This window comes from Paenibacillus marinisediminis (genome assembly GCF_054343325.1).
Map to the genome: position 1 here is coordinate 63,624 of NZ_JBTGUH010000009.1, position 13,694 is coordinate 77,317.

10 protein-coding genes are annotated in these 13,694 nt (G+C 44.3%); 2 read left to right on the forward strand and 8 right to left on the reverse strand.

From position 1 onward, the window contains the following. Nucleotides 1-94: 94 nt before the first annotated feature. The 6 genes from ACXX53_RS18045 to ACXX53_RS18070 all read right to left on the reverse strand — a co-directional run bounded on the left by ACXX53_RS18045 (nt 95) and on the right by ACXX53_RS18070 (nt 6,133). Nucleotides 95-1,891 carry a right-handed parallel beta-helix repeat-containing protein gene (locus ACXX53_RS18045; protein WP_458570076.1) on the reverse strand — a complete coding sequence of 599 codons (1,797 nt, stop codon included), beginning with the start codon at nt 1,889-1,891 and terminating at the stop codon, nt 95-97. A gap of 35 nt (nt 1,892-1,926) precedes the next feature. After that, nucleotides 1,927-2,670 (reverse strand): phytanoyl-CoA dioxygenase family protein, encoded by a 744-nt coding sequence (locus ACXX53_RS18050; RefSeq protein ID WP_458570077.1) that lies wholly within the window; start codon nt 2,668-2,670, stop codon nt 1,927-1,929. A gap of 118 nt (nt 2,671-2,788) precedes the next feature. Further along, nucleotides 2,789-3,637, reverse strand: coding sequence for a helix-turn-helix domain-containing protein (locus ACXX53_RS18055; RefSeq protein ID WP_458570078.1), 849 nt, complete (start codon nt 3,635-3,637; stop codon nt 2,789-2,791). A gap of 346 nt (nt 3,638-3,983) precedes the next feature. After that, nucleotides 3,984-4,811 (reverse strand): GNAT family N-acetyltransferase, encoded by an 828-nt coding sequence (locus ACXX53_RS18060; protein WP_458570079.1) that lies wholly within the window; start codon nt 4,809-4,811, stop codon nt 3,984-3,986. 29 nt (nt 4,812-4,840) lie between these two features. Further along, a complete protein-coding gene (locus tag ACXX53_RS18065; protein WP_458570080.1) occupies nt 4,841-5,290 on the reverse strand; it encodes a GNAT family N-acetyltransferase in 450 nt (149 codons plus the stop codon). Between the two features lie 18 nt (nt 5,291-5,308). Beyond that, complete coding sequence (locus ACXX53_RS18070; protein WP_458570081.1) at nt 5,309-6,133, reverse strand: MerR family transcriptional regulator; 825 nt, start codon at nt 6,131-6,133, stop codon at nt 5,309-5,311. Between the two features lie 96 nt (nt 6,134-6,229). Here ACXX53_RS18070 and ACXX53_RS18075 point away from each other — a divergent pair, with 96 nt between their 5' ends. After that, nucleotides 6,230-7,960 carry an ABC transporter ATP-binding protein gene (locus ACXX53_RS18075; protein ID WP_458570082.1) on the forward strand — a complete coding sequence of 577 codons (1,731 nt, stop codon included), beginning with the start codon at nt 6,230-6,232 and terminating at the stop codon, nt 7,958-7,960. After that, nucleotides 7,957-9,756 carry an ABC transporter ATP-binding protein gene (locus ACXX53_RS18080; protein ID WP_458570083.1) on the forward strand — a complete coding sequence of 600 codons (1,800 nt, stop codon included), beginning with the start codon at nt 7,957-7,959 and terminating at the stop codon, nt 9,754-9,756. Before ACXX53_RS18075 ends, ACXX53_RS18080 begins: the two co-directional genes overlap by 4 nt. A gap of 62 nt (nt 9,757-9,818) precedes the next feature. On the opposite strand, the gene ACXX53_RS18085 is transcribed toward ACXX53_RS18080, so the two are convergent. Beyond that, entirely contained in the window at nt 9,819-10,775 is a 957-nt protein-coding gene (locus ACXX53_RS18085; protein ID WP_458570084.1) for an HAD family hydrolase, read from the reverse strand. A gap of 53 nt (nt 10,776-10,828) precedes the next feature. Further along, complete coding sequence (locus ACXX53_RS18090) at nt 10,829-13,681, reverse strand: glycoside hydrolase family 38 N-terminal domain-containing protein (protein ID WP_458570085.1); 2,853 nt, start codon at nt 13,679-13,681, stop codon at nt 10,829-10,831. Nucleotides 13,682-13,694 lie beyond the last annotated feature (13 nt).

Genomic DNA, 13,694 nt, shown 5'->3' on the forward strand with positions numbered 1-13,694 from the left:
ATAGTAGACATTGGTTACACACATCTAGTGTTAATGACCAATGAACTCTATAAGGGGTGCCATGTATGACCAAGAAAAGCTAATATCTTGTCCTTTATGTATTAGGCCAAACCTTAATTACCTGCCGACCATCTCCGGTCATTTCAAAAGGACCTGGGTAAGGATTATTCTCATCTCTGACATGTCCGAAATAATCGGTGTTCATCCTAAACGGCTTGCCGTCCGTATCTTCATAAGGCAACCCCGATATCCGGGATTGATCAAGAAGCGATGTCGTCACAAGCTTGCGGCTCCTTTGGTTTTTCCAATCCATATCGCAAGTCAAGTGAAGATAAGCAGCATCTTCTTCGATAACAAGCTGTATGTCAGGATCACACTGTTCCGCTATGAGCGGTGCCGCTTCGTGTATCGAAGGTTTTGCCCCATTAAGAAACACGTTGCCATCCATGAATACCGGATAAGCCGCTGTATCATACTTGCTTAATCCGATCTGGTTCTCATGATCAACAAATAGATTGTTATACAGGCGGTCATCTCCGCCTTCAATCGCATGAAGCCCTGCAAGATCAGTGGAATGTGCGCGATGATACGGCGTGGAACGAGTTAATTCGGGAAGAGCACAAACTGCACCCATAAACAAATTATGAACGTAGGCGCCTCCTTGTGAAACGTTGAACACCATATCTGCAGAATTCGCCGAGAGAAACAGATTATGATCTACCATAAACGGACCGTGATTCACTTCAACGAATAAATCGTTAGTGACGTTGTCATGCAACAAGTTCCTAGATACACGTGTTCCCTGGGTCATCCAGTCAAACCAAAGCCCCACTACCGTTCGGAAGATATGGTTTTTACTAACCAGCGTATCAATGGCACCGTGAAACTTGATGCCGGCCATCTCAGCTCCAGAAAAGAAACGCTGCACGTGAATATCGTGAACCACATTTTCTGTTATGACGCTAAAGCAAGCCCCCAAGCTGCCGACAATGCCGGCCATTTCGCAGTGGGAAATAGTATTACCTCTGACGATATGATGGCCGACTTGCTCGCGATTCCAACCATTTTCTAATGCACGTTCAATGGTTTTGTTGTAAGCATCGGCGGTTGACGCCACATTATCCCACTCGTCGCCGTATTTGCCGAGGGAAATCCCCGTGCATCTCGAATGGCTAATGACATTGTTTTCAATAATCCACCCTTTGCTCCAATGGGTGCCGATCAAAGCAATCTGTTCGGCGGTCGGCGGAGCCCAAGGCGTTGCCGCATGACGCATCATAAAGCCTCTGACGGTAATATAGTTGATGCCTGGCTGCTCCGGATAGAACACGGATTGTCTAGCATTAACCTCGACCATTTCCACATTCGGGTTCGAGCTGCCAAAGTTCGCCCATATCGTCGTGTTCTGTTCGTCAACACGTGCAAACCATAGCTGAGTATTCCCCTCATTATGGAGGACATCATGTAATTCGGCCGCTTCTATCAGCCACTCTCCGTTTAAGTACACCGCTCCAGTATGGTGATCCCGCCCCTTAGGGTCAAACCAATCCCCTTGAATAAGGTCATCGAATGGATTAAAACCCTGAAAAAACGAGTTAGGTATGGTCGCCTTCCACACATCTCCTTGCACTTGTTCCCAATCCTTGATGATTTCGGAGCCCTTGATCTCGACCCTTTCGCCGGCTGCGGCTTGATACACAATTCTGTTGGTATCCGATTCTCCGCCGCGCTGCGGATTGACTCTCTCTCGATAGGTACCTTCATGCACGGTGATGACATCCCCAGGCTGCGCCTTGGATGCTGCTTCAGAAATCGTTCTGAATGGAGATGTAAGTGAGCCTTCCCATCCGTCGTTTCCTGTCAGCGATACATGATATTCTTGTCCTGACAAATGAAGTCACTTCCTCAATTCGTTATTTTCGAAAATTAGTACAACCAATACTTCTGACGAAGATCTTCCCTGTGGAGAACATTCGAATCCTCACGGATATAGTGGCAGACATAGGATCGGCGCCAACGGTCCTTGCTGCGATTCTTGTTAGAGGAGTGAATCAACAGTTCACTGAAGAACAGGATGTCTCCCTTTTCCATGATCACAGGAATTTGACGGCTCGTATCTATACCTTCGGTTTCCTCGGTCCAGTGCTCGTGCTCTTCCACATTTTTAACGGCGCCGTGAGGCAGCAGTCCCAGCTTATGCGTTCCGGGCATCACCCACAGACAGCCGTTTTCTTCGTCGATGATGTCCTCCATTGCCGTCCATGCGGCGATCATGGTCATCGGATCGTTCTTGATATAGTAATAGTCTTGGTGGGAGGCTTGACCCGGTGATCCCGGTTCCTTATAAAAATACATACTCTGTACGCAAACGGCTTCCTTTCCCATCAATTGGGCTAGTGCCCCTCTGACCAAAGCATGCTTCATCACCTGCCGCGAGAAGCTGTCATGCTTATGAGGATTAAACAGCCGCAGCGAAAACTTCTTGGATTCCTGGCAAGCAGCCCATTCCGGCATCGGGTCCTCATTACGAATATCGTAAATGTGACTGTTAAAGGCATCGATCAAGTCGCTGCCCATTCCTTTTTTCCACAACAGATATCCGTTCTCTCTAAAAAAATCAATCTGCTCCTGTGATAAAGGGGTGCTCGGCAAGGAATATGTCTTGATCATCACCATTCTCCTCTGCATGGTTTTCTATTACACCCCAAGAATACTTGGATCATGCCTTAGGAACAATGGCTGAGATTTGCAGGAATGTGTCTGTGATTGATATCGCGGCCTAAACTGTTCAGCCCCCGCCAAGCCATGAGGATTGCCGAATTTCCGTCGGTGTGAGGCCAACCTGTCTTTTGATGCTTTTGGCAAAATGAAATGTCGATTTGAATCCGCATCTATAGGTGATCTCGGAAATAGAAAGCCCCGACTGCTTAAGCAGCTCAACTGCCCGAATGCAGCGGTAATTCCACAAGTAGCGGATTGGGGTGGTCCCCTCACTTTTACGGAATAACCGAATTAGATGTTCAGCGGTAACACCTGCATGCGCGGCTAGATCATTTAGAGTCAGCTCGTCGCCAAAGCGTTCCTGAATCAGCTGCTTGACGAGAATGACTGAAGCATGATCAGGCGGTTTCGCTGCTGTCGAGGTGACGCTGGCATAATAGATTTGCAAAGCGAGGTGGCCTAGGCTGGTCATCATACGGCTGTCCTCTGGAAACTCCATTTTCATGGATAGAATCATTTCCGTGATCCGGTTTAGATGGCTGCTGATGGGAACACTGAAAGGCAGATCCGAAAGAATTCGTTCCTCCTCGTGCTCTAAGAAGCTGAAATGAACCGATATCCAGCGATGCCATGTTTCCTGTGTTCGGGAAAATACGAAATATTCCTCGTTGCCCGGCATCAGCAGCGTAGCATGCCCGGGTTTCACACTCCGGGTTTGCCCCGCGATATTGACTTCCATATGACCCGAATCCAGCAGAACCAGTTGTATATCCTTCTGAATACGAGGTCCGAATACGCCTCCGGGCGGATAGATCACGCTTCCTGCCCCTGTGTAGGCAACGCGATCCAATGGAAACAATGCTTGATCATATGTAAAAGGCACTGCCGAATGAATGCCCCCGTTTGGCTCTGTCATCAGATCACCCCTAACTATCTAGAAGCACCCTGTTCCCGCTTCTGAATAAATAAACCTCTCATTGGCGAGAGGGCTATGTTGTATAAAGTACAACTTAATGAGCTGTTAATGGTCTAACTCCATAGTATTGTTGTACAGAATACAACAATGTCTAGCAAATAACTATGAAATGAGGGGGTTGAGAGAATATTGTTGTATAACGTACAACAATACTCCTATTATCCTGGATTATTGTAAGTATTGTTGTATTCCGTACAACATTTTGCCGCCGATTCATGCCGATTCATCTTGCTAGATCAGTTATGGGCTTGGCGTATGGAAATCAACAATTACATTTAACAGAGCTTTAAAAGTAGAACCAATTGATTTTGTAACGGAGTGCTTTATATAAACCTGCCTTCTCGGCTGTTTTTTGAGAAGCCATATTGCTCTCCATGCAATCCCACCAAGCAGCAATATGATTTTCATTGAATTTTTGCAATAGTAATTTCACAAGTGAACTAGACAATCCTTGTCTTTGGTAATGTTCAAGTGTTTCCACACCAATGGCGTGTGTAGAATGAAACTTAAACGAGGAAACGGCTATACTTACAATTTCATTTTGTTTAGTGAGTGCAGCGTAACCGTAGCCTTTTCCCAAATAATCATTGATAGTACCCCAATATTGTTCAACGTAATTGATCAAAAAGTCTGCATTTTTCATTTCACCCTTATTCAGTTTAAGAAATAATGCTTCATCAATCTCCACAGCCCGATATGGTTCTAGGTTATCTGTGCAGAGAACTTCACTGGTATTCATATTCGATTTATAGACATACTGAAAGCTTTCATCGATCTTTCTGCTGCCGAAGACTTGTTGTATGGCAGGATACCAGTCCTCCGAATCTACCGAGAACTCAAAATAGTTTAACTCTTTACTTTTCAAGAAAGGAATAATTTCATAATCGATGAACATTTCGATGGATTGATTGAAATTAGTGTTGTTAGCATCCCCCATGAAATTGAAGCTTTCCAATCCACTAGACCAAACTATTGCGGATGACGGATTCGAGTTGTTGTCTACCCACACTTCCCCTGGATTATGACCAACCACCACTCCTGCAAACATCATATCACTATTATCATGAACTAATTGATCGGCCAACCATTCGTTTCTTTCATTAATACGTATCATGTAGATCGCTCCTATTTCTAGTAATCACATTATAACTCCTTTACCATGACCTTCTCTCCATTGAAATCCAACTCACCGTTAAAGTGAAATCCAAACTTCTGGTATAAACGCAATGCATGCTGGTTATCCTCATACAGACTTAAATAAATTCTAGGGCAATGATATAAATCGACAAGATGTTCGATCAACGCTTCTAACATGGCACGGCCAAGCCCTTGCCCTTGAAAGCGCTCATCGATTAAGTATCGATCCAGCCACACCCTCCCGCTCGTTCCTTCATCGGGAAATAAGCCATACATCGCAAATCCAACGAGCTCCCCATCTCGATATAAGCCTGCTGGTTGATAATAATGGCACTCCTCTGCATCTTTCAGACACTGACTAGTCGATTCTATAAAGGATTCTTGGGTTGAATCGACGTGCAGAGCCAAGATCTCATCCATGTTTTCTTCGGTTACCGCTTTAATTTCAATATTCATTACTTATCACCTTTCCCTCTAATCAGCCAGTTCAAATAGAATCATCGTTACATACTCCGACTCTCGCTTAGAAGAAATATCCGATATCATATATTCCTCATATGCAAAACTCCCCAGCTTCAATCGATGATCGTCCGCATATTGCAGCATGCGTTGATAAGTCAGATTAGTCGTCTCATAGCTTCCATGATGATAGCCGACTAGATACAAGCCTTCTTTACGTACAATCTCGGTCTCAGTGGAGGCGTGCTTATTCATTTTGGTATACAGGTACGTGAGCTGATTACATATTCCATTCCGAATGTGATCGACGGAGAGAATGGCTCCCACATAATCCATTGCCGTGATGTTGTTCTGACTACAGAAAGAAATATAGTTCTCCATAAAGGTCACAAAGCCTTTGGAACTCTCGTACTCGATTAGATCACTTCTAAGGGCATATTCCTTCGGAAAATATCGCACTTCTATAATATCTAACGGAACCTCGAGCGCTCGGCGTGTTGTCGATTTAATCGCATGTATGAATTCCTGAATGCTCTGCAGATTGGCAATTTCACGTTCGACCTCGATGGATTTCTGTGCTAACAGCTCAAGCAGCAGTTCAGGTGATCGTTGATCCAGATAGATCTTGATCTCTTTGAGCGGCATGCCGAGCTTCTTCAGTACCATAATAACCGCAAAAGTATCGTATTGACGGTAGGAGTAATAACGATAGCCGTTTTCTTTAATCAAGATGGGTGAGAACAAGCCTATTTCATCGTAATGAAACAGTACATGCTTGGGCACTCGGCACACTTTGGCAAATTCCCCGGCAGTTAAGTATTTTTCATATATATCCGGCATGATCGTACTCCTTCGCTTGACTATAAGGTTACCTTATAGTTTATCATAGTTAAATTGCCATTAGCAGTTCACAGTATAAGAAAGGATTACGCCATCATGAAATTGATTCTAAAGTACTTAAGACCTTACAAATGGTTGGTTCTGCTCAATTTCCTCGGGGTATTTGGCTTTGCGGCAGCAGAGCTAGGCATTCCAACGATCGTAGCGAACATGATTGATTACGGTATTGTACAAGAGGATACGTCCTACATTTATCAAATGGGACTCTGGATTATCTTCGTGGCGATTCTCGGAGGCGCAGGCAGCATCTTAATCTCCTACTGCTCATCCAAGGTATCGACGAATATTACCCGGGACATACGTAACGATATTTTTGTTAAATCACAGGACTTTTCACATGCGGAGTACAACAAGTTTGGGATATCCTCACTGATTACGCGAACAACAAACGATGCGTTTCAGCTTCAGCAATTTGTCAATATGTTGCTGCGGATGGCCTTACTTACACCCGTTATGCTCGTCATCAGTATTATATTGACGGTGCGCACCAGTTTGGAGCTATCAGCGGTTATCGGCTTGTCGATACCGTTCATCATCATTGGCGTAGTGGTCATCGTCAAGCTGTCCAATCCGATCTCCGAGCGCCAGCAGAAGGGAATGGATAAACTTAATCGAGTATCACGTGAGAATCTGACAGGTATACGCGTCATTCGTGCATTCCGCAAGGAACGCTATGAAGAGCAGCGATTTGAAGAAACGAACGCCCAATTTGCCAGCAACTCCAAGAAGCTGTTCAAGCTGATGTCCGTCACACAGCCTATTTTCTTCTTACTGCTGAATATTGCCGTACTGTTTATATTCTGGATCTCCAGCAACTTGATCGATATGGGTGATTTGAAGGTCGGTCAGCTCGTGGCATTCCTGGAGTATACATTTCACGCGATGTTCTCCATCATGCTGTTCTCATTTGTATTTGTGATGTACCCGCGTGCACAGGTGTCTGCGAACCGTATTCATGAGGTATTAGTGGAACCTTCATCTATTGCGAATCCAGTGAACGGTATTCAAGATACAAATGAGCGCGGACTCATTGAATTCGATCAAGTAAGCTTTCACTATCCGAATGGCGAAGTTCCTGTCTTGAAGGATATCTCCTTTACGGCAAAAACGGGTGAAACGATTGCTTTCATCGGAAGTACAGGAAGCGGCAAGAGCACGTTGATCAACTTAATTCCTCGATTCTATGATGTAACGACAGGTTCCATCCGAATTAATGGCGTAGATATCAGGGAATATGATCTCAAAGCATTACGAGAAAAAATAGGCTTCATCCCACAAAAGACCTTTTTGTTCTCAGGCAGCATCGGTGAAAATATCAAGTTCGGCAAGCATGACGCCGATATGAATGAGCTTGAACATTCAGCTAAGGTCGCACAAGCCTATGAATTTATTGCTAAGAAGCCTCATCAATTTGATGAACCGATTAGCGAAGGAGGAGCCAACGTATCTGGCGGGCAGAAGCAGCGACTTTCCATTGCACGAGCTGTGGTGCGGAAGCCTGAAATCTATATCTTCGATGACAGCTTCTCGGCACTTGATTTCAAGACGGATGCACTGCTGCGCGAGCAGCTCAAGGAAGAGACGCAAGATGCCATCACATTAATCGTCGCTCAACGGGTAAGTTCCATCCTGGAGGCAACCCGCATCATTGTCTTGAATGAAGGCGAGATTGTGGGCATCGGCACTCATCAGGAGCTTCTCAAGAGCTGCAGCATCTATTATGAGATTGCTTCATCCCAGTTAACCAAGGAGGAGTTAAGCATATGAGAGCTAACAAGAAGCAGAATGCATACATCAGACGACTAGCTCGCTATTTGAAGCCTTATTGGCTGCCACTCCTTGCTGCACTATTGCTCATCGTTATCGTAGCTGTACTAACTGCTCTTGCTCCAATCATAGAAGGTAAGATTACAACACAGCTCTCAGCAGATGTTAAAGCAATGACGGATGGAATTGAGGGCGCAGGGGTAGATTTTACATTCATTCTCGGAATTATTGGAGTGCTGGCCATCATCTATGCAGCTAACGCTGGAGGGGCAATCGCCTACAACTTTTTCCTGACCAATGCGATCCAGAATGCCATGTTTGATCTGAGAAATGCAGTAGAGAAGAAGATCAGCAAGCTGCCGATCAGCTACTTCGATAAACATCCGGTTGGTGATATTCTAAGCCGCATTTCCAATGATGTAGATACGATATCCAATGCGCTGCAGCAGAGCTTAGCCCAGATTATAAATGCGGTTCTAATGCTGTCATTTGCCATTACGATGATGTTTATCATTAATCCGTTGATGGCGGTTATAGCTGTATTCATCATTCCGATCAGCATCTTGATCTCCCAATTCATTGTGAAGAAATCGCAGAAGCTGTTCCAGAATCAGCAGAATGCGCTTGGCAAGCTTAACGGTACCGTGCAGGAGAAATATACAGGCTTTAATGAAATCAAGCTGTATGGAAAGCAAGAAGACTCTATTGCAGAATTCAAAGCTGTGAATCAGGATTTATGTGAAAATGGCTTCAAAGCGCAGTTCATGTCGGGTCTGATGTCTCCGCTCGTTGCATTCGTCACTTATCTCGGAATCGGCATCATCGCCGTCGTGGGAGCGATCAATGCGATCAGCGGCGTCATTACGGTAGGTAACTTACAGGCCTTTATCCGTTATGTGTGGCAGGTGAATCAGCCCCTATCTCAAGTGACTCAATTGTCCTCCTCCATGCAGTCCGCCTACGCGGCCATCACTCGGGTATTTGAATTCCTGGATGAGGCAGAAGAGGTTCCAGATGCGGCGGATAGTAAGAAGGTTAAGCAGGTTCGTGGGAATGTTTCCTTTGAAAATGTGAAATTTGGTTATAGTGAAGATAAGATCCTTATCGATCAATTAAACGCTGAAGTAAAGAGCGGACAAATGGTGGCCATTGTCGGCCCGACAGGAGTCGGCAAGACGACGCTTATTAATCTGCTCATGCGCTTCTATGATGTAACGGATGGCTCCATCAAGATTGATGGGGTAGACATTCGCGATATGAAGCGCGAGGATCTGCGGAGTATGTTCGCTATGGTGCTTCAGGATACCTGGCTGTTCAGCGGCACCATTAATGAGAATCTCCGCTACGGACGCGATGGAGCGACTCAAGATGAGATTATTGCCGCGGCTAAGGTCGCGAACGTGCATCATTTTATTAAGACTCTGCCAGACGGCTATAATATGAAGCTGAACGAAGAAGCTTCTAATATCTCACAAGGCGAGAAGCAGCTGCTGACGATTGCGAGAGCTGTGCTGTCCGATCCAGCTATCCTCATTCTGGATGAAGCCACCAGTTCCATTGATACGCGTCTTGAGCTAATGCTGCAGAAGGCGATGCAGAACATTATGCAAGGTCGCACGAGCTTCGTCATTGCGCATCGCTTATCCACCATCCGCAGCGCTGACCTCATCTTAGTCATGAACAAGGGTACCATTGCGGAGCAAGGAACTCATGAAGAACTGATGGAGCTGGGCGGCTTCTACGAGAAGCTCTATAACAGTCAGTTCGCGCATCAAGAAGGTAATACAGCTTCATAATACTAAAGAGGTTGTCTCAACAGTAAAGTTCTTACTGATGGGACAACCTCTTTTCCTATTTACTACGATAAGATTAATGGCAGTGCATCACAAAGATTATCATATTCCTTTAAACATAACGATTGTACGCCACTCTTTCTGATGTTTCCTCCATTTATGCCAATAGCTGAAAACCCAGCCAACCGGATCGAGACAACACCGGCAGATGAATCTTCAAAGCCCAATACATGTCCCTTGTCTTCATCCGTTAACCCAAGTCCTACTCTTGCCGTCTCCGAATATAACCATGGATGTGGCTTTGGCGCCAGCTCTCCCATTGTTCCAGCTTGTCCCTTAATCAATGATTGCCCCGCTGTTATGATGGCGTCATAGAAATCCAGCGGATCTCCCATCCCCAGCGTTTTGAAGGCAGAGATAATCTCAGGCATTGCTTTATTATATAAACCTGAAGTTACTAAACCTATTTTAATATTTTTGGCCTTCAGCTCGTATAAGAAATCTTTTAATCCTGGAGCCGGCGTAAATGCATCCGTCTTGCCTCTGCCGTGCAGGATCTCATTCATTTCATATTCGGTTATGGCAAAGTAGTGCTTTCTTGCCTCTTCTACCGTCTGATCCGGGCAATATTTGTCTATGCAGTATTGCAGATGCTCAGATACCGAATGCCCCGAAACATGCGGTTCATCACAAGCTTCTAATGTAAATTGATTATTTTTCGTAAGCCTTGCCACCGTCTGTTCGATAATCCACATCCAAAAGCTTTCGCTATGCACACTTGTACCGTCCAAGTCCATTAGGATTGCCTTAGCGTTTCCTTCATACTTTGGTTTAATGACTGGATAGATGGCCGGGTAGCCCATTGCCGATTTCACATAACATAAGGTTTTGTCTTCAAATAGTATAAATTCTACTTTTTTATCAAGTGGAGTTAATATGTCTTGAACTCCGTCTTTGCCAAGTTGAAATAAACCATCTCCGCCTGTTTCCAGACTGGTATACCCCATTAATTCATCTTTCATATTATATGATTGCAGCATGGTCATTTCCTTTCCACTGATCAGTTAGTTAAACTTCACGCTAGATCTAGCTTCAGAGTTACGATCTTATTCGATTCTATCGTGAGTTCTGCAGCGTTATCGGTAACTTTCAATTGTGAATCTGCCGCTTCTTCCTCATTGAGATTCGTCATGCACACTTTGTGCACATCACATCCAAATGTAAGTCTTCCACTCTGCTCTGTAGGGTATGGATTGAATATACGTACAATGACGCTATTGCTATCCTCTGCCTTCTTCATGCAGGATACGCTTAACTTACCTGTTACCTGATAGAAGCTATGTTTTAGCGGCAGCATTCCTTCGGATTTCTCAATTGGCGCAGCAGGTATACAAGTCTGAACCGGCTTCAACGGAATATTGAAGCAGTCCGCCATTTCACAAATATCGCTGTTTTCCCAGCTTGAATACATCGGGCAGATGGCATAGTTGTACACCAGCTTTTGCTGCAATTGTCCACCCTCTTGATCAGGGAATACCCCTGCGCTTCTCCACTCTGTACAGATAATATTTTTGACAGCTCTAAACAGTGTCATAGATAGCGTTCCATTTCCACCGTCTGTGTGCTCACAACCCTGTGATACGCTGTATTCTCCCAAGCAATCTGTAATAAGGCCAAAGCCTTTATAATCATCCGCTATGGACACAAAGTTCTGTAATGGCTGAGTGATTAGTTCGTTATAGTAGTAACCTTTGTCATCCTTCAGTGGCGTAACGTCTCGGTTGTCTACTGTAAAGTGGCCTTGTGCATTGACAACTGCGGTCTGGATCTCGGTATCAAATAAAACACTCATGCGATGGTCTTTACAGTTGTTATCTACTTCAACCTTAACTTCTACTGTTTTAGCATCTTTCTTTAAGGTATAGTAAGTCGTGATTGTCAGTTGTTCAGTAAGTTCTGATCGCTCACTCTTACCTCTTAAATAGTTGTCTGGTCGATAGGCGTATTTCGGTAATTCCATGGTCAGCTTAACCCCAATAGTCGCTGCGAGATTGCCATTCTCCATTAAGAAAATGCTGGCATTACAGCCTTTGCTGTTGTAGGTTCTATTATGATATGGAGGATAGTACATCCAATAATCGCCGACATCTCCCGTACTTTCAAAGTAATTGAGATTATCGTAGCAGTTACCGCTTTCCTTATCTAATATTGAAATGGTTCCGTTCGGATTAACCTCAACCTTAAAGTACTTATTTTGCATACATGTAGAAGATACAGCTATTTCTTTACCATTCGTTGTTCTAGTCTTAGCCCAGAATTCTGTTCTTCTATTAAACTCCACTTTGTTAATCAGCTTATATACCTTATAGCCGCCCGCTGGTATTTCTCCAGTATCAAATACTACACAGTGACGGTCGGCGTAATAAGGAAACGGTCGAGTCTGCAGGTGTACAACTGGTGATGTTACCTCTGTTCTGGATATGTGCTGAATATCACATATATTCCCATCGCAGTCCACCATGTCAAACTCCCATACATTTTGATCTTGCGGAGTATCGATATATGCCTTTATCATTTCATTTCTAGGCTTAGCATATGGGTTGTACACCACCAGTAATATATCATCGCTGTTATACTGCGACAGATCCATATGGCGGATAATATTCTGACAGCTTTGATTGTATATGGAATTCGAGATTTCCAGAGCTTGATTTAATCGATAGAGTACATCATCTACTGTTTTATCCTGGGTTACTCCGTTGATGGAGTCATGCGCATGGGACAATAACATGTAATCTAAAGCGATCTGCAAGAATGCCTCATCATACTTGCCGCCTACCATCATATTGGCCACTGATAATGGCTCTGCCTGATTAAACAAGCTGTTCTGAACCTTTTTATTCAATGTTTTGATATGCGGTCTTGTCATTAGAGCATTTCCGGATAGAGAGGTAGTCGGTCCATCTCTCAATTCACCAATGATCTCTTTCAACTCATCCAACGTGAGCTTTTCTTTGAGAAGATCAACATATTCCTTTAATGAGGAGCTCTTGAAATGGATGTCGTCAAATTGCTCATTAATAGCTTCGATCAGATTCATCAGTTGAGGCTGAGCAGTTGTTGAATCCGTACCGTCCATCATCGCTCGATCATCCGGCATAAGAGTGTCCTTCATACCATCCCACGCCTTAGTAACTGCTTCCTTTATAACCTCTGGATGTATTCTTTCTGTGTCCTCAATCTTAAAATAATCCTGAATATAGTTCTCGCTGTCAGCCTGATGATACACTTGACCATAGTTCCCCATGGCGTAATTGTAACCATCCGACTTGTAGTCCACACCATTCATAGTATGAATATAGGCATTCATAAAGAAGTTGGCTCTGGCATCATCGCCTAATCTTGTGGCAAATACGCTTGTCCCATCCACGCCTGTCCACTTGAATTCACAGTTCGGAGCTCTCTTCTTGTCTACATTCTTGGAGATGATGACCGTATCGATTCCAAAGCCCTTATAGATCTGCGGAAGCTGCGATGGCTGTCCCCATCCGAAGGACTCATAACCAATATCTAAACAATTTCCTAGCTTGTCTGCCTCTCTTCTTCCTTTGAGAAGATTGCGTACTATGGATTCCCCGCTGATCGGATATAAGTCCGGCAAGGTGTACCATGGCCCTACATCAATTCTTCCTTCCTTAATAAAGGTAACAAGTTTATCTCTGTTTTCTGGTCTCACCTGCAAATAGTCCAGAATAGCAATAACCTGTCCGTCTAGAAGAAATGTTTTATAATCCGGGTTATTCTCTAAGGTCTCGATTAATTCGTCCATTAGCTTTACAAGGTATAATCTATTTTCCCATATAGGGTAACGCCATTCTCGGTCCCAGTGTGTATGGGGAATTACATATCCCGTCTTTGATTTGTTCATGATTTATATCCCT

Coding starts and splice junctions, on each gene's coding strand:
- ACXX53_RS18050 (WP_458570077.1), bottom strand. CDS start 2,670: ATGATCAAGACATATTCCTTGCCGAGCACCCCTTTATCACAGGAGCAG.
- ACXX53_RS18055 (WP_458570078.1), bottom strand. CDS start 3,637: ATGACAGAGCCAAACGGGGGCATTCATTCGGCAGTGCCTTTTACATAT.
- ACXX53_RS18060 (WP_458570079.1), bottom strand. CDS start 4,811: ATGATACGTATTAATGAAAGAAACGAATGGTTGGCCGATCAATTAGTT.
- ACXX53_RS18065 (WP_458570080.1), bottom strand. CDS start 5,290: ATGAATATTGAAATTAAAGCGGTAACCGAAGAAAACATGGATGAGATC.
- ACXX53_RS18070 (WP_458570081.1), bottom strand. CDS start 6,133: ATGCCGGATATATATGAAAAATACTTAACTGCCGGGGAATTTGCCAAA.
- ACXX53_RS18075 (WP_458570082.1), top strand. CDS start 6,230: ATGAAATTGATTCTAAAGTACTTAAGACCTTACAAATGGTTGGTTCTG.
- ACXX53_RS18080 (WP_458570083.1), top strand. CDS start 7,957: ATGAGAGCTAACAAGAAGCAGAATGCATACATCAGACGACTAGCTCGC.
- ACXX53_RS18085 (WP_458570084.1), bottom strand. CDS start 10,775: ATGAAAGATGAATTAATGGGGTATACCAGTCTGGAAACAGGCGGAGAT.
- ACXX53_RS18090 (WP_458570085.1), bottom strand. CDS start 13,681: ATGAACAAATCAAAGACGGGATATGTAATTCCCCATACACACTGGGAC.